At 71.0% G+C, this 21,548-nt stretch carries 20 protein-coding genes and 1 pseudogene; 7 read left to right on the top strand and 14 right to left on the bottom strand.

The window, feature by feature from the left end:
• Nucleotides 1–19: 19 nt before the first annotated feature.
• The 5 genes from folP to IG86_RS0102715 all read left to right on the top strand — a co-directional run bounded on the left by folP (nt 20) and on the right by IG86_RS0102715 (nt 2,994).
• The gene (gene folP / locus IG86_RS0102735; RefSeq protein WP_030894360.1) at nt 20–892 is read left to right on the top strand and encodes a dihydropteroate synthase; all 873 of its coding nucleotides are present in this window, start codon (nt 20–22) and stop codon (nt 890–892) included.
• Nucleotides 893–917: 25 nt separating this feature from the next.
• Nucleotides 918–1,361, top strand: a complete 444-nt coding sequence (locus tag IG86_RS0102730; RefSeq protein ID WP_030656483.1) for a nuclear transport factor 2 family protein — start codon at nt 918–920, stop codon at nt 1,359–1,361.
• A gap of 131 nt (nt 1,362–1,492) precedes the next feature.
• Nucleotides 1,493–1,852 carry a dihydroneopterin aldolase gene (gene folB / locus IG86_RS0102725; protein WP_030010912.1) on the top strand — a complete coding sequence of 120 codons (360 nt, stop codon included), beginning with the start codon at nt 1,493–1,495 and terminating at the stop codon, nt 1,850–1,852.
• Nucleotides 1,849–2,457, top strand: a complete 609-nt coding sequence (folK, locus tag IG86_RS0102720) for a 2-amino-4-hydroxy-6-hydroxymethyldihydropteridine diphosphokinase (protein ID WP_030656485.1) — start codon at nt 1,849–1,851, stop codon at nt 2,455–2,457. Before folB ends, folK begins: the two co-directional genes overlap by 4 nt.
• A gap of 48 nt (nt 2,458–2,505) precedes the next feature.
• Entirely contained in the window at nt 2,506–2,994 is a 489-nt protein-coding gene (locus IG86_RS0102715) for a DUF3180 domain-containing protein (protein WP_030817561.1), read from the top strand.
• Between the two features lie 76 nt (nt 2,995–3,070).
• Here IG86_RS0102715 and folE read toward each other — a convergent pair whose 3' ends face one another.
• The 6 genes from folE to dacB all read right to left on the bottom strand — a co-directional run bounded on the left by folE (nt 3,071) and on the right by dacB (nt 10,655).
• Nucleotides 3,071–3,679, bottom strand: coding sequence for a GTP cyclohydrolase I FolE (gene folE / locus IG86_RS0102710; RefSeq protein WP_030656489.1), 609 nt, complete (start codon nt 3,677–3,679; stop codon nt 3,071–3,073).
• Nucleotides 3,680–3,784: 105 nt separating this feature from the next.
• The gene (gene ftsH, locus IG86_RS0102705) at nt 3,785–5,812 is read right to left on the bottom strand and encodes an ATP-dependent zinc metalloprotease FtsH (RefSeq protein WP_030656490.1); all 2,028 of its coding nucleotides are present in this window, start codon (nt 5,810–5,812) and stop codon (nt 3,785–3,787) included.
• 203 nt (nt 5,813–6,015) lie between these two features.
• A complete protein-coding gene (gene hpt, locus IG86_RS0102700; RefSeq protein WP_030010907.1) occupies nt 6,016–6,576 on the bottom strand; it encodes a hypoxanthine phosphoribosyltransferase in 561 nt (186 codons plus the stop codon).
• 65 nt (nt 6,577–6,641) lie between these two features.
• Nucleotides 6,642–7,712, bottom strand: a complete 1,071-nt coding sequence (gene tilS, locus IG86_RS0102695; protein WP_030894352.1) for a tRNA lysidine(34) synthetase TilS — start codon at nt 7,710–7,712, stop codon at nt 6,642–6,644.
• 310 nt (nt 7,713–8,022) lie between these two features.
• Nucleotides 8,023–9,174 (bottom strand): zinc-dependent metalloprotease, encoded by a 1,152-nt coding sequence (locus IG86_RS0102690; RefSeq protein WP_030817560.1) that lies wholly within the window; start codon nt 9,172–9,174, stop codon nt 8,023–8,025.
• 38 nt (nt 9,175–9,212) lie between these two features.
• Nucleotides 9,213–10,655, bottom strand: a complete 1,443-nt coding sequence (gene dacB, locus IG86_RS0102685) for a D-alanyl-D-alanine carboxypeptidase/D-alanyl-D-alanine endopeptidase (RefSeq protein ID WP_037847118.1) — start codon at nt 10,653–10,655, stop codon at nt 9,213–9,215.
• Between the two features lie 163 nt (nt 10,656–10,818).
• On the opposite strand from dacB, the gene IG86_RS0102680 reads away from it, so the two are divergent.
• Nucleotides 10,819–11,313: an inorganic diphosphatase gene (locus tag IG86_RS0102680; protein WP_030031597.1), complete on the top strand. Its 495-nt coding sequence runs from the start codon at nt 10,819–10,821 to the stop codon at nt 11,311–11,313.
• Nucleotides 11,314–11,498: 185 nt separating this feature from the next.
• A complete protein-coding gene (locus tag IG86_RS0102675; protein ID WP_030894350.1) occupies nt 11,499–13,139 on the top strand; it encodes a threonine/serine exporter family protein in 1,641 nt (546 codons plus the stop codon).
• Nucleotides 13,140–13,205: 66 nt separating this feature from the next.
• Here the strand turns inward: IG86_RS0102675 and IG86_RS0102670 are convergent, their stop codons facing one another.
• The 8 genes and pseudogenes from IG86_RS0102670 to IG86_RS0102635 form a co-directional block, all read right to left on the bottom strand.
• The gene (locus tag IG86_RS0102670; RefSeq protein ID WP_037941786.1) at nt 13,206–13,916 is read right to left on the bottom strand and encodes a DedA family protein; all 711 of its coding nucleotides are present in this window, start codon (nt 13,914–13,916) and stop codon (nt 13,206–13,208) included.
• Between the two features lie 119 nt (nt 13,917–14,035).
• A complete protein-coding gene (locus tag IG86_RS0102665; protein ID WP_030817556.1) occupies nt 14,036–14,794 on the bottom strand; it encodes a MerR family transcriptional regulator in 759 nt (252 codons plus the stop codon).
• Between the two features lie 77 nt (nt 14,795–14,871).
• A complete protein-coding gene (locus IG86_RS0102660; RefSeq protein ID WP_030817555.1) occupies nt 14,872–15,654 on the bottom strand; it encodes an ABC transporter permease in 783 nt (260 codons plus the stop codon).
• A complete protein-coding gene (locus IG86_RS0102655) occupies nt 15,651–16,583 on the bottom strand; it encodes a daunorubicin resistance protein DrrA family ABC transporter ATP-binding protein (protein ID WP_030894348.1) in 933 nt (310 codons plus the stop codon). Before IG86_RS0102655 ends, IG86_RS0102660 begins: the two co-directional genes overlap by 4 nt.
• 70 nt (nt 16,584–16,653) lie before the next feature.
• Nucleotides 16,654–17,268 (bottom strand): PadR family transcriptional regulator, encoded by a 615-nt coding sequence (locus tag IG86_RS0102650; RefSeq protein WP_030817552.1) that lies wholly within the window; start codon nt 17,266–17,268, stop codon nt 16,654–16,656.
• 24 nt (nt 17,269–17,292) lie between these two features.
• Entirely contained in the window at nt 17,293–17,805 is a 513-nt protein-coding gene (locus tag IG86_RS0102645; RefSeq protein ID WP_030894347.1) for a DinB family protein, read from the bottom strand.
• A 117-nt stretch (nt 17,806–17,922) separates the two neighbouring features.
• Nucleotides 17,923–19,989 (bottom strand): annotated as a pseudogene (gene mrdA / locus IG86_RS0102640) (penicillin-binding protein 2); the annotation flags it as partial.
• 47 nt (nt 19,990–20,036) lie between these two features.
• Nucleotides 20,037–21,494 (bottom strand): aldehyde dehydrogenase family protein, encoded by a 1,458-nt coding sequence (locus IG86_RS0102635; protein ID WP_030817548.1) that lies wholly within the window; start codon nt 21,492–21,494, stop codon nt 20,037–20,039.
• Nucleotides 21,495–21,548: the final 54 nt, after the last annotated feature.

Raw genomic sequence — 21,548 nt, 5'->3', positions numbered from 1 at the left:
GCAGCCCTACCCTGGAGCCATGAACACGAAGCGCGGAGCCACGGGCAGGGGCCGGGTCGCAGGTCTGCCGGAATGGGACCGCTGCGCGGTCATGGGGGTGGTCAACGTGACCCCCGACTCCTTCTCCGACGGCGGCCGCTGGTTCGACACCACCGCCGCCGTCAAGCGCGGGCTGGACCTCGTCGTCCAGGGCGCCGACCTCGTCGACGTCGGCGGGGAATCCACCCGCCCCGGCGCCTCCCGCGTCGACGAGGAGGAGGAGCTGCGCCGGGTCGTCCCCGTCGTGCGCGGCCTGGCCTCCGAGGGCGTCACCGTCTCCGTCGACACGATGCGCGCGGCCGTCGCCGCCCGGGCCGTCGACGCCGGCGCCACGCTGGTCAACGACGTCAGCGGCGGTCTCGCCGACCCCGGCATGATCCCGGCCGTCGCCGCGGCCGAGGTGCCCTTCGTGGTGATGCACTGGCGCGGCTTCAGCGCCGACATGAACAGCCTCGCCGTCTACGGCGACGTCGTCGCCGAGGTCACCTCCGAGCTGCGGGCCCGGATCGACGCGGTCGTCGCCGGCGGCATCGCCCCCGAGCGGCTCCTCGTCGACCCCGGCCTCGGCTTCGCCAAGAACGCCGAGCACGACCTGGCGCTGGTCGCGCACATGGCGGACCTGCGCGCCCTCGGCTTCCCGCTGCTGGTCGCCGCCTCGCGGAAGCGTTTCCTCGGCCGGGTCCTGGCCGGCGGGACGGACGCCGCGCCGCCGCCGGCCCGCGAACGGGACGCCGCCACGGCCGCCGTCTCCGCGATCGCCGCCCACCAGGGCGCCTGGGCCGTACGGGTCCACGAGGTACGGGCGACCGCAGACGCGGTTCGGGTGGCCCGCGCCGTGGAAGGGGCTCTGTGATCCTCATCGACCGACAAGGAGCCCAGTGAGCAGAACCGACATCGAAGCGGTCGAAGAGGTCAACACGGCCTTCTACGAGGCAATGGAGCGGGGGGACTTCGACGCTCTGTCGGCGCTCTGGCTGGAGGACGAGATCTCCTGCGTCCACCCCGGCTGGCCGGTGCTCTCCGGCCGCGGCGAGGTACTGCGCTCGTACGCGCTGATCATGTCCCACACCGAGTACATCCAGTTCTTCCTCACCGACACCAAGGTGGCCGTCATAGCCGACACGGCACTGGTGACGTGCACGGAGAACATCCTCAGCGGCGGCCCCGCCGAGGACGGCGGAGAGCTGGGCCCGCTCGTCGGCCAGCTGGTCGTCGCCACGAATGTGTTCCGACGCACATCCGAGGGCTGGCGCCTGTGGTCCCACCACGGTTCTCCCGTGCTCACGGAGTCCGACGAGGACGACGAGGACCCCGCCTCCTGACCCCTACGGCGGGGACCGGACTGTTTCGCAGGTAAATTCGAAGTCGGACGACGCCGACCGCACTCGGCGCAGGCCCATGGCCGCGGGGAGCCCCGAGGCCGGAAGCACCTACGAAAGCAGGAGTGATTCGCGTGGATCGTGTCGCGCTGCGCGGCCTCAAGGCTCGCGGGCACCACGGCGTCTTCCCCCGGGAGCGCGAGGAAGGCCAGACCTTCATCGTCGACCTCGTGCTGCACCTCGACACCCGCCCCGCGGCGGCCGGAGACGACCTGGCGAAGACCGTGCATTACGGGGTAGTCGCCGAAGAGGTCGTCGACGTGGTCCAGGGCGAGCCCGTCGACCTGATCGAGACCCTGGCCGAGCGGATCGCCCAGCAGTGCCTGAAGCACGAAGCGGTGGCGCAGGTGGAGGTCGTCGTCCACAAGCCGGACGCGCCCATCACCGTCCCCTTCGACGACGTGACCATCACGATCACCCGGAGCCGCGCATGAACAACGGACTGAACGCTCAGAGCGACCCCACCGTCCAGCCGGTACCCGCCTCCGTCGTCGAGACGGTCGACGCGGCGGACGTGACCCTGTCCAACCCGAAATGGGCCGTCATCGCGCTCGGCGCGAACCTCGGCAACCGCCTGGAGACCCTCCAGGGAGCCATCGACGCCCTCGGCGACACCCCCGGCCTGCGGGTCAAGGCCGTCTCCCCCGTCTACGAGACCGAGCCGTGGGGCGTCGAGCCCGGCACGCAGCCCTCGTACCTCAACGCGGTCATCGCGGTGAAGACCACCCTGCCCCCGTCCTCGCTGCTGGAGCGCGGGCACGCCATCGAGGAGGCGTTCGACCGCGTCCGCGAGGAGCGCTGGGGCCCGCGCACCATCGACGTCGACATCGTCGCGTACGCCGACCGCGTCTCCGACGACCCGGTCCTCACCCTCCCGCACCCGCGCGCCCACCAGCGCGCCTTCGTGCTGGCCCCCTGGCACGACATCGACCCGGAGGCCCAGCTCCCGGGCCGCGGCCCGGTGTCCGCCCTCCTGGCCGGAATCGGCCTGAGCGGCGTCACGCCGCGCCCCGACCTGGAACTCCACCTCCCCGAGTAGTCGTTAGTAGCCTGTTCACGGCTACTCGCTGAAAGTGGGGAAGGGCAAGTGAAGCAACTGAGGCCGGGGATCCTGGCGGGCATCTTCGTGGTCGCCGGGGTCCTGTCCTGGGCCGGTGCCCGGCTGTGGAACGCGTACGGCACCCTGCCGGGCGTTCCGCTGGCCGCGCCGATCGTCCTGGGGGCCATCGCGGTGGTGCTGCTGGCCACCGCGCTGTCGTTGAAGGCCCGGCTCAAGGCCCAGCGGGAGCGCCGGCCGGGTGCGAAGGGCGTGGAGCCGCTGATGGCGGCCCGCGCGGTGGTCTTCGGACAGGCCAGTGCGCTGGTGGCCGCGCTGGTGGCGGGCATGTACGGCGGCGTGGGCGTCTTCCTGCTGACCGACGCCCTCGACGTCCCCGCCCGCCGCGACCAGGCCTGGTACGCCGGCTTCTCGGTCCTCGCGGGCATCGCGGTCATCGCCGCCGCCCTCTTCCTGGAGCGCGTCCTGAAGCTTCCCGAGGACGAGGACCCCACCCCTGAGACCACCGCCCGCGCCTGACGAGGGCGCCCAGAGCACCGGTCCCCCTCCGTGACGTCACGGAGGGGGACCGTAGCGGACAGCACCGACGGCGCGGCTAACGCGCCATGATGAGGCTCATCGCCTCGGCCCGGGTGGCCGTGGCACGGAGCTGGCCGCGAACTGCGGACGTGGTGGTCTTGGCGCCCGGCTTGCGGATGCCGCGGACCGACATGCACATGTGCTCGGCCTCGATCACGACGATGGCTCCGCGCGCGTCGAGGATCTCCATCAGGGAGTCCGCTATCTGCGTCGTGAGGCGTTCCTGCACCTGCGGCCTGCGGGCGTAGACCTCCACGAGGCGGGCCAGCTTCGAAAGGCCCGTGATCTTGCCGTTCTCGGCCGGGATGTAGCCGACGTGCGCGACGCCGTGGAACGGCAGCAGATGGTGCTCGCACAGGCTCACGATCTCGATGTCCTTCACCAGGACCATCTCGTCGTGTCCCAGGTCGAACACCGTCGTCAGAACGTCCTCGGGCTTCTGCCACAGGCCGGCCAGGATCTCCCGGTAGGCGCGCGCCACGCGCGCCGGGGTCTCCAGGAGGCCCTCGCGGTCCGGGTCCTCGCCGACCGCGAACAGGAGTTCTCGGATCGCCGCCTCGGCGCGCTTCTCGTCGAACTCGCCGATCGTGCCCTCATCGCCGCTCAGGGTCACTGGGTCGGTCATCTCTTCCTCGTTCCTGTCCGCACACGCGGTCGTACAAATGTGCCGCGCCCCCCAGGCTAGAACCTGGGGGGCGCGGCTTCCATTCCGGGTGGGTCGAGCCTGCCCTTACTCCGGGCGGTCCTCCGGAGCCACCTCGATGCCCTTCTCCGTGGAGACCGGCGCGACGGAGGCCGACGTGCCGTTCGCCGCGTTCGTCAGCTGCAGCTCCTTGGGGGAGAGCACCGGCGGGCGGGTGGAGGGGGTGCGGCGGGAGGAGCCGGTCCACGCGGGGCGGGCCGGACGCTTGACGATGGTCGAGAAGATCTCGGCGATCTCCTCCTTGCCCAGCGTCTCCTTCTCCAGCAGCGCGAGGACCAGGTTGTCGAGGACGTCACGGTTCTCGACGAGGATCTCCCAGGCCTCGTTGTGCGCGGTCTCGATGAGCTTCTTGACCTCTTCGTCGACCAGCGCCGCGACCTCTTCCGAGTAGTCCCGCGGGTGCGACATCTCGCGGCCCAGGAACGGCTCGGTGTTGTCGCCGCCGAACTTGATCGCACCGAGACGCTCGGTCATGCCGTACTGCGTGACCATGGCCCGCGCCGTGGCGGTGGCCTTCTCGATGTCGTTCGCGGCGCCCGTGGTCGGGTCGTGGAAGACCAGCTCCTCGGCCGCGCGCCCGCCCAGCATGTACGCCAGCTGGTCGAGCATCTCGTTGCGCGTGGTCGAGTACTTGTCCTCGTCGGGCAGGACCATGGTGTAACCCAGGGCCCGGCCGCGGGACAGGATCGTGATCTTGTGGACCGGGTCGGAGTTCGGGGAGGCCGCCGCGACCAGGGCGTGTCCGCCCTCGTGGTACGCGGTGATCTTCTTCTCCCGGTCCGACATGATCCGGGTCCGCTTCTGCGGGCCCGCCACGACGCGGTCGATGGCCTCGTCCAGCATGTGGTTGTCGATCAGCTTCTTGTCCGAGCGGGCCGTGAGCAGCGCGGCCTCGTTGAGGACGTTGGAGAGATCGGCACCGGTGAAGCCCGGGGTGCGGCGGGCGACGGCGCTGAGGTCGACGTCCGGGGCGACCGGCTTGCCCTTCTGGTGGACCTTGAGGATCTCCAGACGGCCCTGCATGTCGGGACGGTCGACCGCGATCTGCCGGTCGAAGCGGCCCGGGCGCAGCAGCGCCGGGTCGAGGATGTCGGGGCGGTTCGTGGCGGCGATCAGGATGACGCCGCCCTTCACGTCGAAGCCGTCCATCTCGACGAGCAGCTGGTTGAGGGTCTGCTCGCGCTCGTCGTGGCCGCCGCCGAGGCCCGCACCGCGGTGCCGGCCGACGGCGTCGATCTCGTCGACGAAGACGATCGCCGGCGCGTTGGCCTTGGCCTGCTCGAACAGGTCACGGACACGCGAGGCACCGACACCGACGAACATCTCGACGAAGTCGGAACCGGAGATCGAGTAGAAGGGAACACCGGCCTCGCCCGCGACGGCGCGCGCCAGCAGGGTCTTTCCGGTGCCGGGCGGGCCGTAGAGCAGCACGCCCTTGGGGATCTTGGCGCCGACCGCCTGGAACTTCGCCGGCTCCTGGAGGAACTCCTTGATCTCGTGGAGTTCCTCGACGGCCTCGTCCGAGCCCGCGACGTCGGCGAACGTCGTCTTCGGGGTGTCCTTGGTGATGAGCTTGGCCTTGGACTTCCCGAAGTTCATGACCCGGGAGCCGCCGCCCTGCATCTGGTTCATCAGGAACAGGAAGACGACCACGATGAGGACGAAGGGCAGGAGCGAGAGCAGCACGCTCAGGAACGGGCTGGTCTTGTCCGGGGTGACGGAGTATCCGTCCGGGATCTGACCGGCGTCGTACTTGGTCTGGAGGCTCTGGGCGAGCTGGACGCCCTGATCCCCGATGTAGTTGGCCTGGAACTTGGTGCCGTCGTGCTTGCCGAGCTTCTCGCCTTGCTTGAGCTCAATCTTGATCATCTGGCTGTCGCCGGTGGTCAGCTTGGCTGTCTCCACCTGGCCAGTGTTGATCGCCTTGATGACCTCGCTGGTGTCCACCGACTTGTAGCCGCCGCCGGAGCCGACGACATTCATCAACACGACCACGGCGAGGACGGCCAGCACGATCCACATGACCGGCCCACGGAAGTATCGCTTCACGTCCATCCATACGGGGCGCCAGGCGCCCCGTCCCTCCTGCCCGTAGGTAAATGCTGCTGTGTGAGTAAAGACTGTTCTTCGGAATGTACCCCTGAATTGTCACCCGCGGCCCGTGGGACGGGTGACAGACCCGCCTTCCCCTGCTCCAACGGCGGGAATCGCCCCCAGGTTCCCCGGCTGCGCCGGGGATTCCCGGGGGCGGGGCGGGATCAGCCGCCGTAGACGTGCGGGGCGAGCGTGCCGACGAACGGCAGGTTGCGGTACTTCTCGGCGTAGTCGAGGCCGTAGCCCACGACGAACTCGTTGGGGATGTCGAAGCCGACCCACTTCACGTCGATCGCGACCTTCGCGGCCTCGGGCTTGCGCAGCAGCGTGACGACCTCCAGGGAGGCCGGCTGGCGGGAGCCGAGGTTCGACAGCAGCCAGGACAGCGTCAGACCGGAGTCGATGATGTCCTCGACGATCAGGACGTGCTTGTCCTTGATGTCGGTGTCCAGGTCCTTGAGGATCCGCACCACACCGGAGGACTGGGTCCCGGCGCCGTACGAGGACACCGCCATCCAGTCCATGGTGAGCGGGGTGGACAAGGCGCGCGCCAGGTCCGCCATCACCATGACGGCGCCCTTGAGCACGCCGACGATGAGCAGGTCCTTGCCCGCGTACTCCGCGTCGATCTTCGCGGCCAGCTCGGCCAGCTTCGCGTCGATCTCTTCCTTGGTGATGAGCACCGACTGGAGGTCGTTGCCCATGTCCTTCTCGTCCACCCGCATCACTTTCGTTGTCGGCCGGGGCTCCGGGGTGTCCCCCGGAGGACTCAGCCGTGTTTCAGCACCAATCAGCCCTGCCGGATGACAAGTCTGCCACCCTGCCGCTGGGCCTCCACCCGGCCGGGCAGGTTGATGGCGCCCTGGCCGCGCCATCCGGTGATGAGGCGGTCGACTTCCTCGATGTGGCGGGCGAAGAGGGAGCCCGCGGGAGAGCCGGCGGCGACGACGGCCCTGCGCAGCACCCGGCGGCGGACGGCCGGGGGCAGGGCGTACAGCTTGGCGCACTCCAGGCGGCCGTCCTCGTCCCGTACGCCGCCCTCGGCCTCGGCGGCCCAGGCGTCCAGGGCGTCGGCGTCGTCGCGCGAGAGCTGGGCGGTGCGGGCGAGGGCCTCGACGACGCCCTTCCCGAGGGCCTTCTCCAGGGCGGGCAGTCCCTCGTGGCGCAGGCGGGAGCGGGTGTAGGCCGGGTCCATGTTGTGCGGGTCGTCCCAGACGGCCAGGGACTGGACCATGCAGGCTTTGCGGGCGGTCTGCCGGTCGACCTGGAGGAAGGGGCGGCGGTAGCGGTGGCCGCGGCCGGGGCGGCCGGGGCCCCCCGAGACCTCCGGCATGCCGGAGAGCGAGCGGATGCCGGATCCGCGGGCGAGGCCCAGCAGGACGGTTTCCGCTTGATCGTCCCGGGTGTGGCCGAGCAGCACGGCGGCGGCGCCGAGGCGGTCGGCGGCCTCGTCCAGGGCGCCGTAGCGGGCATCGCGGGCGGCGGCCTCGGGGCCGCCGTCACGGCCGACACGCACGGCGACGGACTCCACCGGGTCGAGGCCGAGCGCGGTCATGCGGATGACGACCTCGGCGGCGCGCTGGTCGGAGCCGTCCTGCAGTCCGTGGTCGACGGTGATGCCGCCGGCCCGGATGCCGAGTTTGGGGGCCTCGAAGGCGAGGGCCGAGGCGAGGGCCATGGAGTCGGCGCCGCCGGAGCAGGCGACGAGCACGAGTGGCGGGGTGCCCGCGCCGGTGCGAGGGTCGGCGCAGGGGAAGGCTCCGGACGGGGTCCGGGGGCGGTCGGTGAGCTCGGTGAGGACGTCGTGGAGTACGCGGCGGACCGCCAGGCGTATCGCCGCGACCGCAGGATGGGGACCCATGTCCGGTGCCCTTCGATGGAGTTCGGATGCCTCGGAGGCTTCGGGGTGGTGTGCTGGGGGTGCTTGCCCGGCTGCCCCCGCGGAACGGGAGGATGTCACTCAGAGTGCGTCGATGGTGACAGAACCGAGCCGTTCCCCGAGCATCGCACGCCCTTATACGGCTCACGGTCCCTCGGACGGGTGATGCTGCTTCCCCCAGTGAGACATGTTTAGGCCTCTCCGTCACGTGTGGCGCGGGTGAACGCGAGGGAAGCGGCGGGGCGCTGTGGGGCCGCCCCGGCGGTGCGGGGCAGCCCCGTGCTCCCGGAGGTCACCCCTCCCGGTCCTCTCCGCCCCCCTCGCTCCCCTTGCCGTGGACCCGGGCCACCCAGTCCGCGGGCCGGTCGATCTCCGCCTTGGTGGGCAGGGTGTTCGGGGAGGTCCAGACCCGGTTGAAGCCCTCCATGCCGACCTGGCCGACGACGGCGCGCACGAAGCGCTCGCCGTCGCGGTACTGGCGCAGCTTGGCGTCGAGGCCGAGCAGTTTGCGCAGGGCGGCGTCGAGGCGGCCCGCCCCGCTGGCGCGGCGCTGCTGGAACTTCTCGCGGATCTCGGCGACCGAGGGCACCACCTGGGGGCCGACGCCGTCCATGACGAAGTCGGCGTGTCCCTCCAGCAGGGACATCACGGCGGTGAGGCGGGCCAGGATCTCGCGCTGCTCGGGGGTCTGCACGAGCTCGACGAGGGAGCGGCCCTCGTCTGCGTTCTCGGCGTCCGGGCGGGCGCCGGCGAAGGACTGGGCGGCCTCCCGGATGCGCTCCAGGATCGTCATCGGGTCGACTTCGGTGGCACCGAGAAACGTCTGGATTTCGCCTTCGAGGTGGGCGCGCAGCCACGGGACGGCCGTGAACTGGGTACGGTGCGTCTCCTCGTGCAGGCAGACCCACAGCCGGAAGTCGTGCGGGGCCACTTCCAGCTCGCGCTCGACGTGGACGATGTTCGGGGCGACGAGCAGCAGCCGGCCGCCCGACGCGGAGGCCGGCAGGTCGCGGGAGACGGGCGCGAAGGTCTCGTACTGCCCCAGGACCCTGGAGGCCAGGAAGCTCAGCAGCATGCCCAGCTCGACGCCGGTGACCTTGCCGCCGACCGCGCCGAGTACCGCTCCGCCGGGGGCGCCGGCGCGCCGCTCCTGCATCTTGCCCAGGAGCGGCGTGAGCAGCTCCCGGAAGCCGGCGACATTGGCCTTGACCCAGCCGGCCCGGTCGACGACCAGGACGGGGGTGTCGGGGACGGCCGCGCCGTCCGGGATCATCCGGGTGAACTCGCGCACGTGCCGTTCCGAGGTCCTGGCGTGCCCGCGCAGTTCGGCGACGACGGCCCGCGCCTCGTCCCGGGTGACCTCCGGGCCGGGTCGCACCAGCCGGGTCGCGGTCGCCACCGCGAGGTTCCAGTCGACCATCTCCGCACCACTGATGCTCGTCATGCGTCAACCGTACGTGGGCGAGCCCTCCTGCGGACCCCCTACGGAGCGGCCGCGACGGCCGCGGCCAGCTTGTCGAGGCCCTTCTCGGCGCCCTCGGGGCCGGGGCTGTTCGCCGTGAGGAAGGCGAAGGCGAGGAGCCTGCCCGTGGAGTCGACGACGGTGCCGGACAGGGAGTTCACTCCGGTGAGGGTGCCCGTCTTGGCGCGGACCAGGCCGGCGGCCGGCGAGGTGCCGGCGTTGCGGGCGCGCAGGGTGCCGGTGAAGCCGGCGACCGGGAGGCCCGTGAGGACGGGCCGCAGCTCGGGGTGCTGGGGGTCGGCGGCCTTGGCGAGCAGGCCGGTCAGCAGGCCGGCGCTGACCTTGTCGGCGCGGTTCAGGCCGCTGCCGTCGGCGAAGCGGGAGCCGGTCATGTCGACGCCGAGGCCGGCGAGCCGGGCGGTGACGGCCTTCTCGGCGCCTTCGAAGCTGGCGGGCTGTCCGGAGGCGAGGGCGGTCTGGCGGGCGAGGGCCTCGGCGATGTCGTTGTCGCTGTTGGTCAGCATCCGTTCGACGAGCCCGGCCACCGGGGTGGACTGGGTGACGGCCAGCGGCTGGGCGCCGGCGGCGGCCTTGGCCCGGACCGGCTCCGCAGTGACCTTGACGCCGCGTTCCGCCAGCAGGGTGCGGAAGGCGCGGGCGGCGGCCCCGGCGGGGTCGTCGGTGCGGTCCACGGGCCCGGAGGTGGAGTCGTCGGGGCGGCCCTCGTCGGCCGCCAGGGCGGTCACGGGGGCGATGTTGGGATTGACGCCGATCGGGTGCCGGACGGGGCCGGTGTAGAGGCTGTCGTCGTACCCGAGGGTGACGGTGTCGGTGCCGGCGGCCTTGAGGGCCTGGGCGGCGTCCGCGGCCAGGGCGACGAGGCTGCCGCCCGATCCGGCGGGGCTCTTCTTCTTCGCGGTGAGGGAGGGGTCGCCGCCGCCGACCAGGACGACCTGTCCGGGGGTGGCGCCGGGCACGACGGTCGTGCGGATCCGGTGCTCGGGGCCGAGCGCGGCCAGCACGGCCGCCGCGGTGGCGATCTTGACGGTGGAGGCGGGGGTCATCGCCTCGCGCGCGCCGGAGTCGTACAGCACCTGTCCGGTGGCGGTGTCCACGACGGAGGCGGTACGGACGGTGCCGAGCGCCGGGTCGGCCAGCAGCGGCCGCAGCCGGGCGGCGAGCCCGTCGGCGGGTCCGGCGGCGGCGGCCTGCCCCCGCGGGACGCCGGGGCCGACGGCTCCCAGGACTCCCGGGGCGCTGGGCGCGGCCTGCGGGAGGGAGCCGGCGCGGGCCGTGCCACCGTGATCTGCGCCACCCGTAAGGCCCCAGGAGGCGGCTGCGTCCCGCTCGGCCTTACGCTGGCCGGAGTCCCACGGACCGGCGGCGGCCACCGCTGCCACCGACAGGGCGAGGCCGGCGACGGCCGCACCCGCGGTGAGCTGCCACGTCTTGACCAATGGCACCTCGGACCAGCCCCTTTCGCGATCACACATATGCGTGAGGGACACTTAACCACTGCGTCTTGCCGCGAGCATGGCACCCCACCCGACAGGGCTGGGCCGGACGCGCACGCAGTTGAATCAATGCCGTCTCGAAGCAATGAAGCTGATCATGGAGGAGCAGGACGTGGAGTTCGACGTCACCATCGAGATCCCCAAGGGTTCGCGGAACAAGTACGAGGTGGACCACGAGACCGGCCGGATCCGTCTGGACCGTCGCCTCTTCACCTCGACCAGCTACCCGGCCGACTACGGCTTCGTCGAGAACACCCTCGGCGAGGACGGCGACCCGCTGGACGCGCTGGTCATCCTTGACGAGCCGACCTTCCCGGGCTGCCTGATCAAGTGCCGCGCCATCGGCATGTTCCGCATGACGGACGAGGCGGGCGGCGACGACAAGCTGCTGTGCGTGCCGGCCTCCGACCCGCGCGTGGAGCACCTGCGCGACATCCACCACGTGTCCGAGTTCGACCGCCTGGAGATCCAGCACTTCTTCGAGGTCTACAAGGACCTGGAGCCGGGCAAGTCCGTCGAGGGCGCGAACTGGGTCGGCCGCGCCGAGGCCGAGGCCGAGATCGAGGCCTCGTACAAGCGCCTGGAGGCGCAGGGCGGCCACCACTGAGCTCGGGCTCGGCGGCGGTGACGGGCCGGGGGTCTCCCCCCGCGCCCCTGTGACATGGCGGGCGGTATCCCTCCGGGGATGCCGCCCGCCGTCGTGTTCCCGGGCGGTGCGGTCGGGCTGGGTATGCGGAGGGAGGAAACGATTCCGCATACTGATACTCCGGGTGATCACGGACTGGAGGACGCGTGGCGCAGGCCGACGGGGCAGAAGACAGGAAGCCCCTGTCCGACGAGGCGCACAGCGCCTTCACGCCGCCGCCGGGGGTCGAGCCGGAATCCTCGGAGGAGGACCAGCCCACCTCGGAATTCGCTCTTCCGGCGGGCGCCGAGCCGGTGCAGCCGGAGCCCGGCGGATCGGCCTTCGCCGCCCCCGCCACCTACCGGGCCGCGCATTCCCCGCCCGCCTACACCCCGGGCCAGGGCTTCCCCGTCGCGCGGATGAAGGAATCGCCCTGGCAGGACCGCATGCGCACGATGCTGCGCATGCCGGTCGACATCCGGCCCGTACCGGAGCTGGTCCAGCGGCAGAGCGAGGCCGGCCCCGCCGTGGGCCGTGTGCTCGACCTGACCCTGCGCATCGGCGAGCTGCTGCTGGCCGGCGGCGAGGGCGCCGAGGACGTGGAGGCCGCGATGTTCGCGGTGGCCCGCTCCTACGGCCTGGACCGCTGCGAGCCGACCGTCACCTTCACCATGCTGTCGATCACCCACCACCCCTCGCTCGTGGGCGACCCGGTGTCGGCCAACCGGACCGTGCGCCGCAGGGGCACCGACTACAACCGGCTGGCGGCGGTGTTCCGCCTCGTGGACGACATCAGCGCGCACGAGATCGACGTGTCGCTGGAGGAGGCCTACCGCCGCCTCGCCGAGATCCGCCGCAACCGGCACCCGTACCCGGGCTGGATGCTCACCGCCTCCGCCGGGCTGCTGGCCGGGGCCGCCTCCACCCTCGTCGGCGGTGGTGTCCTCGTCTTCTTCGCCGCCGCGATCGGAGCCGTCCTCGGTGACCGGCTGGCCTGGCTGTGCGCCGGGCGCGGGCTGCCCGAGTTCTACCAGTTCGTGATGGCCGCGATGCCGCCCGCCGCCATCGGGGTGGCGCTGAACATGACGGGGATCGACGTCAAGGCCTCCGCGGTGATCACCGGCGGGCTGTTCGCGCTCCTGCCGGGACGGGCCCTGGTCGCGGCCGTACAGGACGGTCTGACCGGCTACTACATCACCGCGTCGGCCCGGCTCCTGGAAGTCATGTACCTCTTCATCGGCATCATCATGGGCGTCCTGGTGGTGCTCTACGTCGGGCTGCAGTTCGACGCCTCGCCGCGGCCGGAAGAGGTGCTCCAGATCCAGCAGCGGCCGCTGATCCAGATCGCGGCCTCCATGGTGCTGGTCTTCACCTTCGCGATCCTGCTCCAGCAGGAACGCTCCACGGTGTGGATCGTGACCCTCAACGGCGCCGTGGCGTGGGTGACCTTCGGGGCGATGCACTACGCGGGCGGGATCCCGCCCGTGCCGTCCACGTGCGTCGCGGCCGGGCTGGTGGGCCTCTTCGGACAGCTCTTCTCCCGCTACCGCTTCGCCTCCGCCCTGCCGTACGTGACGGCCGCCATCGGCCCGCTGCTGCCCGGCTCGGCGACCTACTACGGGCTGCTGCTGATCGCCGAGAACCGGCTGAACGAGGGCCTGGGCTCGCTGGTGAACGCCGCCGCCATCGCGCTGGCCATCGCCATCGGGGTCAACCTGGGCTCGGAGGCCTCACGGCTGTTCATGCGCATCCCGGGGGCCGCGAGCGCCGCCAAGCGCAGGGCGGCGAAGCGGACCAGGGGCTTCTGACCTGCGTCCGGACACACGTACGCCCCCGCATGCGGGGGCGTACGCGGTGACTGCTCCGTGGCCGGATCAGCGCTTGGCGTGGCGGCCGCGCTGGCCAGGGGACTGCGGGCCGGTGCCGTCGGCGGCGGCGACCGCGTCGGGCGCCTGTCCGGCGTTCGCCTTGTTCTCCTTGCGGGCCTTCAGCACCTCGAAGATCACCGGGATGACGGAGATGAGGACGATGCCGACGAGGATCGGCTCGACGTTCGTCTTGATGAACTCGATCTGGCCGAGCCAGTAGCCCGCGACGGTGACGCCCGCGCCCCACCCGATGCCGCCGATGATGTTGTAGGTCAGGAAGGTGCGGTACTTCATCGAGCCGGCGCCCGCGACCATCGGGGCGAAGGTGCGGATGATCGGCACGAAGCGGGCGAGCACGATGGCCTTGGGGCCGTGCCGGTCCATGAAGTCGTGCGCCTTGTCCAGGTTCTCCCGCTTGAAGAGCTTGGAGTTCGGCCGGTTGAAGAGCTTCGGCCCGAAGAACTTGCCGATCATGTAGCCGACCTGGTCACCGATGATGGCCGCGGCGACGATCAGGGCGCAGACCAGCCACAGCGGCTGCTTGATGTACTGCCCGTCCGCGACCAGCAGGCCCGCGGTGAAGAGCAGGGAGTCGCCGGGCAGGAAGGCGAAGAGACCCGACTCGGCGAAGACGATGACCAGGATGCCGATCAGGCCGAAGTGCGAGATCAGGTAGTCCGGGGACAGCCACTCAGGGCCGAGCGCAAGCGTATACACGGGTTCCGGGCTCTCCTGGATCGGGGGGAAGGCAGGGATGGGGGCGGTTTCAATTATCAACGCACACGACCCCCGCCCGGTTCCAGGTACCGGCGGGGGTCGCGTGCGTGACATTCCGCTTACGCCTTGCGCACACCGTTCGCGAAGATCGCGTCCCGCAGGTGTGCGGCCATGCCCGGCTTCACCGCGTCGTAGAACGCCGTGAAGCGCTCGTCCGCCACGTACATCTCACCGAGGCACGTGTGCATCTCGTACGGGCAGTCGTAGAACCACGTGTGGATGTGCAGGCGGTGTTCCTCGGCCAGGTCCATCGCGGCCTCGCCGTCGGCGGGTTCGCCGGCCTCCATGGCCGCCGCGTACCGGCGGCCCCACTCGGCGGACTCGTCCTGCATCCGCTGCCAGTCCCCCTTCGTGTACGAGGCCGCGCGGCGCTGGGACTCGGCGTACGCCTCGGTGCCGCCCCAGCGCTCCTCGACCTCCTGTGCGTACTGCTCCGGGTCCTTGTCCCCGAAGACCTCGAACTTCTCCTCGGGCGTGAGGTCGATCCCCATCTTCTTCGCCTCCATGGCGTGCTCAACGGCCTTGGCCATCTGCTGGAGCCGGGTGATCCGGTCGGTCAGCAGGGCATGCTGCCGGCGCAGATGCTCCTGTGGATCCGACTGCGGGTCGTCCAGCAGGACCGCGACCTCTTCGAGGGGGAAGCCGAGCTCCCGGTAGAACAGGATCCGCTGCAGCCGGTCCAGGTCGGCGTCGCCGTACCGCCGGTGTCCCGCATGGCTGCGGCCGCCCGGGGAGAGCAGCCCGATCTCGTCGTAGTGGTGCAGGGTGCGCACCGTGACGCCGGCGAAACCGGCGACCTGGCCCACGGAGTAGCCCATCTCTTCCCTCCTCTGCTCGGGTACGCCCTTCACTGTGGTTCCTCACGCCGCGTGAGGTGCAAGTCCCCTTTCGCGGGCTACTTGCTCAGCGCCCGGTAGCGGCCCACCGCCAGCGGGAAGAAGACCGCGAGCAGCAGGAGCGGCCAGGCGACCGCCAGCAGGGCCGCGTGGTCGGCGGCCCACGACGGGGGCGCCGCGGCCGGGTTGCCGAACAGGTCGCGGACGGCGGTGGCCGTCGCCGAGAGGGGGTTCCATTCCACCACCACGCCCAGCCAGCCCGGCATCGACTCCGGCGTGGCGAACGCGTTGGACAGGAAGCCCACCGGCCACACCAGGATCTGTACCGCCTGGACCAGCTCCGGCCGGCCCGCGACCATGCCGAGCCAGATCCCGATCCACAGCATCGCGAAGCGCAGCAGCAGGAGCAGCCCGAAGGCGAGCAGCGCGGCCGCCGCGCCGCCGTGCCAGCGCCAGCCGAGCAGCAGCCCGACCGCGGCCAGCACCAGCAGGCCCACCGCCGACTGGAGCATGTCGGCGGCGCTGCGGCCCACCAGGACCGCCGAGGAGGACATCGGCATGGCGCGGAAGCGGTCGATCACCCCCTTGTTCAGGTCCTGGGTGACGGCCGTCAAGGTGGCCTCCAGTCCGAAGGCCATGGTCAGGGCGAGCATCCCCGGCACGAGGAACTCGACGTACTCGCCGTCGATCCCGCGGCCGCCGCCCACCAGGAAGCCGAACATCAGCAGCATCATCACGGGGAAGACCAGGCCGACGACCATCTGCACGGGCTGGCGAGCCCAGTGCGCCAGCTCGCGCCGGGTCATCGTCCAGGAGTCCGAGACCACCCAGACCGCGCTCATGCGGCCACCTCCTCGCGGTCGGTCAGGCGCAGGAACACCTCGTCCAGCGTGGGGCGCCGGACGGCGAGGTCGGCCGCCTCGACGCCCGCCTCCTCCAGCGTCCGCAGGGTCCGGGCCAGGCCGGCCATCCGGTCCTGGACCGGGAAGCTCAGGGTCAGGGTGTCGGGGTCGACGGCAGGGTCGGGCAGCAGCCGCGCCGCCTGCGCCAGCCGGGCCGCGTCCCGCAGGACCACGACGATCCGGTCCGCTCCGACCAGGGCCTTCAGTTCGTCGGCCGTGCCCTCGGCCGCGACCCGGCCGCCGTCGACGAGGGTGATGCGGTCGGCCAGCTGGTCGGCCTCCTCCAGGTACTGCGTGGTGAGCAGGACGGTCGTCCCGCCGCCCACCAGGGAGCGGACGGCGCTCCACACCTCGGCGCGGCCGCGCGGGTCGAGGCCGGTGGTCGGCTCGTCCAGGAACAGCACCTCCGGGTCCGTGATCAGGGAGGCGGCGAGGTCGAGCCGGCGCCGCATGCCGCCGCTGTACTGCTTCACCGCCTTGCGGCCGGTGTCCGCGAGACCGAAGCGCTCCAGGAGTTCGTCGGCGCGCAGCCCGGCCCGGCGCGCGCCCAGGTGGTGGAGGCGGCCGAACATCTCCAGGTTCTGCCGGCCGGCCAGTTCCTCGTCGAGCGCCGCGTGCTGGCCGAGCAGGCCGATGCGGGAGCGCACGGCCGCCGGATCGGCGGCCACGTCGTGGCCCGCCACCCGGACCGTCCCCCCGTCGTGCCGGAGCAGGGTGCTCATGATCCGCACGGCCGTGGTCTTGCCGGCGCCGTTGGGGCCGAGCACGGCGTGCACGGTGCCGCCCGCCACCTCCAGGTCGAGCCCGGCCAGGGCCTGCTTGTCGCCGTACCTCTTGTGGACGCCTTCGACGGAGATCGCCAAAACCACTCCCCACTACTCAAGTTTGATTACCAGGAGACGCAAAGGTAGTGCCCGCTTGCAGGCTAGTCAAACTTGATTAGGCGTACGGGTTCTCCTGGCCCTCCGCCAGGACCCCCACGAAGGGCTCGCCGCCCTCGCCCGCGAAGGAGTACGCGCCCCCCTCGATCCGGGCGATCAGCCCCCGCGTCCACTCCGCCTCGGCGTCGGCGGAGTGGACCCACATGTGCATGATCTCGCCGATGTGGCCCAGCGCCTCCGGGCCGCCCTCCGGCGTGTAGTAGTCGGTCACCGACGACCGCCAGCCCGCCAGCTTCGCCAGCCGCTCCCGGAGCAGCGCCAGCACCTCGTCCCGCGGCAGGTCGACCATGAAGCCGATCGCCGCCGACAGCACGTCCGTCTTCTGGTCGTACGCCGCGAGCGCCTCGCGCAGCAGCCGGAAGTACTCCTCACGGCCGGCGTCGGTCACCTCGTACTCGGTGCGCGGCGGTCCGCCCGCCGCGCTCGGCGCCACTTCGTGCGCGTGCAGGACGCCCTGCTTCGCCATCTGCTTCAGCGCGTGGTAGATCGATCCCGGCTTGGTGTTCGACCACTCGTGGGCGCCCCAGTACTCCAGGTCGTTGCGCACCTGGTACCCGTGGGCCCGCCCGTGCTGGCGGACCGCGCCGAGGACAAGGAGCCGGATCGCTGACATGGGGCCAGGCTACGGCCCCGTCGTTCAGCCCATGGCCTTGGTGCCGTCGATGGACTCGCGGACGATGTCCGCGTGGCCCGCGTGCCGGGCGAACTCCTCCACCAGGTGCAGCAGCATCCAGCGGATCGAGACCTTGCCGTCCTTCGGGAACCAGGGCGCCGGCGGCAGCGGGAAGGTGGCGTCCAGGCTCGGGACGGCGGCGACGAAGGCCTCCGTCTCCTGCCGGATCCCGTCCCAGAACTCCAGGACCGACGCCACCGACTCGTCGTCGACGAGCCGGAACGCCTCACCCCAGCTCTCCTCGCTGCGCAGCCGCTCGTTCGGCCGCTGCTGGGCCATGCGCAGCCAGTTCAGTTCGCACTCGGCCACGTGCTTGAGCAGCCCGGACAGGCTGAGCTCGCTGACGGTCGGGCGGCTCGCCGCCTGCTCCTCGTCGAGCCCGAGGAGGGTCTCGCGGATCGCCGTGCGCTGGGACTCGACGAAGGCGAGGAGCGTGCCGCGCTCGTCGCCGAGGACCTCGCTGGAAATCTGGGCCATGACCGTACCGCCTCTGTGTGGTGTCGCCGGAGGCCTCTCCCCCGACACCTCATACGCTACGGAGCCTTGCGGTCAGATCCTGTCCTAGTTGGCCGATGCGTTCGGCGCGTTCTCCTCGTCGGGCCGAATCGCGGGCAGCGCGGTGGCGGGCTTCGGGAGCAGCGCCTTGGAGAGGTCCTGCCGGCCCGTCGGGTCGAGCCCGTACATCGCCTCGTAGATCTTGCGGACGGCCGGTCCGGAGGCCCCGGAGCCGGTGCCGCCCTGGGAGATCGTCATGACGATCGCGTAGTCCTCGGTGTAGGAGGCGAACCACGAGGTGGTCTGCTTGCCCTGGACCTCGGCCGTGCCGGTCTTGGCGTGCATGGGGATCTGCTTCTGCGGCCAGCCGCCGAAGCGCCAGGCGGCGCTGCCGTCGGTGGCCACACCGGCGAGGGCCTCGTCGATGTTGTCGCGCGTCTTGGCGTTCATCGGGAGCTTGCCCGTCTCCTTGGGGGCGATCTCCTTCACCGACGTCCCGTCGGCGCTGACGACCGCCTTGCCGACGCTCGGCTGGTGCAGGGTGCCGCCGTTGGCGATGGCCGAGTAGACGGACGCCATCTGGAGCGGCGTGACAAGGGTGTCGCCCTGCCCGATCGAATAGTTGATCGCGTCACCCTCGCGCAGCTGGTTGCCCTGGCGGCAGTTCTCGTAGGCGATCTTCTCGGCGAAGCTGCCGTCCTTCTTGCCGTCCCGGCACCAGGCATCCTTGTTGGCGTCGAAGAAGTCCTGCTTCCACTTGCGGTCGGGGACCCGGCCGGGCACCTCGTTGGGCAGGTCGATGCCGGTGCGCTTGCCCAGACCGAACTCGTGGGCCGTCTTGAAGAACCAGTCGTTCGGGTCCTTCTTCGGCTTGATGCCCCCGTCCTTCTTCCACTCCTGGTCCGCGATCAGGTAGTAGACCGTGTCGCAGGAGACCTCCAGGGCCCGGCCGATGGTGATGTCGCCGTGGCCCTGCGACTCGAAGTTCGTGAAGGTCTGGTTGCCCACCGAGTACGAGCTGGGGCAGGGGTATCGGTTGTTGAAGGGGTAGCCGGCGTTGACCGCGGCGGTCGAGGTGACCACCTTGAAGATGGAGCCCGGCGCCGCCTGTCCCTGGATCGCGCGGTTCAGCAGCGGGTAGTTGGACTCCTTGTCCGTGAGGGAGGCGTAGTCCTTCGCGGAGATGCCGCCCACCCAGGCGTTGGGGTCGTAGGTCGGGTTCGAGGCCATCGCGACGATCCGGCCCGTCTTGGTCTCCATCACCACGACCGCGCCCGAGTCGGCCTCGTAGTTGCGGCCGGTGTTCTTGTCGTGGACCTTGCGCGCGTCGATCATCGCGTTGTTCAGCTCGCGCTCGGCGACCGCCTGCACGCGGGAGTCGATCGAGGTCACGATGTTCGAACCGGGCTGCGCCGGGTCGGTCTGGCCCTGCCCGATGACCCGGCCGAGGTTGTCCACCTCGTAGCGGGTGATGCCGGCCTTGCCGCGCAGCTCCTTGTCGTACGTGCGCTCCAGGCCGGAGCGGCCCACCTGGTCGGAGCGCAGGTAGGGGGAGTCGGTCTTCTTCGCCTTGGCGATCTCCTCGTCGGTGACCGGGGAGAGGTAGCCCAGCACCTGGGAGGTGTTGGCCTGGTCCGGGGCGGCGTAGCGGCGCAGCGCGGTCGCCTCGGCCGTGATGCCCGGGAAGTCCTCGGGGTGCTCACGGATCTGCAGGGCCTGCTCCGTGGTCGCCTCGTCACTGACCGGGATCGGCTGGTAGGGGGAGCCGTTCCAGCAGGGCTGCTTGGTCTTGGAGTCGCAGAGCCGGACCTTGTCGACGACCTCCTGCGGGTCCATGCCCAGCACCCCGGCGAGCCGGGTCAGCACGGACTTGCCCTTGTCCTTCATCTTCAGCAGCTCGGTACGGCTCGCGGAGACCACCAGGTGGGTGGCGTTGTCGGCGAGCGGGACCCCGCGCGAGTCGAGGATCGAGCCGCGCACGGCCGGCTGGACCACCTGCTGGACGTGGTTGTTCTTCGCCTCGTCCGTGTACTCCTGGCCGTTGCGGATCTGGAGGTACCAGAGCCGTCCGCCCAGCGTGAGCAGCAGGGAGAAGACCACGACCTGGATGACGACGAGCCGGTTCTGGACCCGAGGGGTCCGGCCGGTCTCCGGTATGTTGCTCAACTCGATCTCCCCCGGGCGGCTGCCTACGCCCGGCCGAGTCTAATGACCTAGAACGGGAACGCCGTCCGCCCGTGCTGCACGGAGATCCACTTCTGGGTGGTGAACGCCTCGACCGTGGCCTCCCCGTTCAGCCTGCCCAGGCCCGAGGCCTTCTCCCCGCCGAACGCGGCCAGCGGTTCGTCCCCGATCGTGGAGTCGTTGACGTGCATCATCCCCGTCTCGATCCGCTGGGCGAAGCGCACGCCCCGCTCCACGTCCCGGGTGTGCACGGCGCCGCTGAGCCCGTACGGGGTCGCGTTGGTCAGCCGTACCGCCTCGTCCTCACCGTCGAAGACCACCAGCAGCGCGACGGGGCCGAAGATCTCCTGGCCCAGCAGCGGGGAGTCCTCGGGGATCCCGGCGAGCACCGTCGGCTCGACCAGGTTGCCGCGCGTAGACCCCCGTACGAGTGCCCGCGCGCCGGATTCCACGGCCTGGTCCACGAGCGCGGTCAGGGCGTCGGCCTGGAAGGAGTTGATCAGCGGGCCGATGTGGGTGTCGGCCTCGTGCGGGTCGCCGGTCTTCAGGGCGCGCACGCGCGCGGTGAACTTCTCGGTGAACTCCTCCGCGACGGCGGCGTCGACGAGGATCCGGTTGGCGGCCATGCAGACCTGGCCCTGGTAGACGAAGCGGCTGAAGACGGCCGCGTCCACCGCGTAGTCCAGGTCGGCGTCGTCGAGGACGACGAGCGCGCTGTTGCCGCTGAGCTCCAGGACCGTGCGCTTGAAGTGGCGGGCGGCGATCGCGCCGACGTGCCGGCCGACCCGGTCCGACCCCGCGAAGGAGATGACCTTGGGGACGGGGTGCGTCAGGAGCGCGTCGCCTATCTCGGCGATGTCGGTGACGAGGACGTTCAGCAGGCCGGCGGGCAGCCCGGCGTCCTCGAAGATCTTGGCGATCACGCCGCCGCCGACGACCGGGGCGTTCTGGTTGGGCTTGACGACGACCGCGTTGCCCAGCGCCAGGGCCGGGGCGACCGACTTCAACGTCACCAGGAAGGGGAAGTTGAAGGGGCTGATCACGGTGACGACGCCGACGGGCAGCCGCTGGACCCGGTTCTCCTTGCCCTCGACCGGCGAGGGCAGGATCCGCCCTTCGGGGCGGACGGCCAGCTGGAGCGACTCGCGGATGAACTCCATCGCGAGGTGGACCTCGTACTCGGCCTTGGGACGCGTCCCGCCGAGCTCGTCGATCATCGCCTCGACGATCTCCTTCTCGCGCTCCTCGGTGATCCGCAGGGCGCGCTCCAGGACCGCGCGTCTGATGTACGGGCTGGTGGCGGCCCACTCCCGCTGGGCGCGCTCGGCGCCGCGGTACGCCTGGTCCACCTGCTCGACGGTGGCCACGGTGATGGCCGCGAGCTTCTCCCCGTTGTACGGGTTGACGTCGATGATGTCCCATGAACCGTTGCCGGCCAGCCATTCGCCGTCGATGTACTGGTGAGCGAGGTCGCTGAATATGGACATGCCATCCCTTACTGCGAGCGCGCACCCGTGCGCTGCACCGGAGACCGATCGGTC

This window comes from Streptomyces virginiae (genome assembly GCF_000720455.1).
Lineage (GTDB): Bacteria > Actinomycetota > Actinomycetes > Streptomycetales > Streptomycetaceae > Streptomyces > Streptomyces virginiae.
This window is presented reverse-complemented; position numbering and strand designations above follow the sequence as displayed.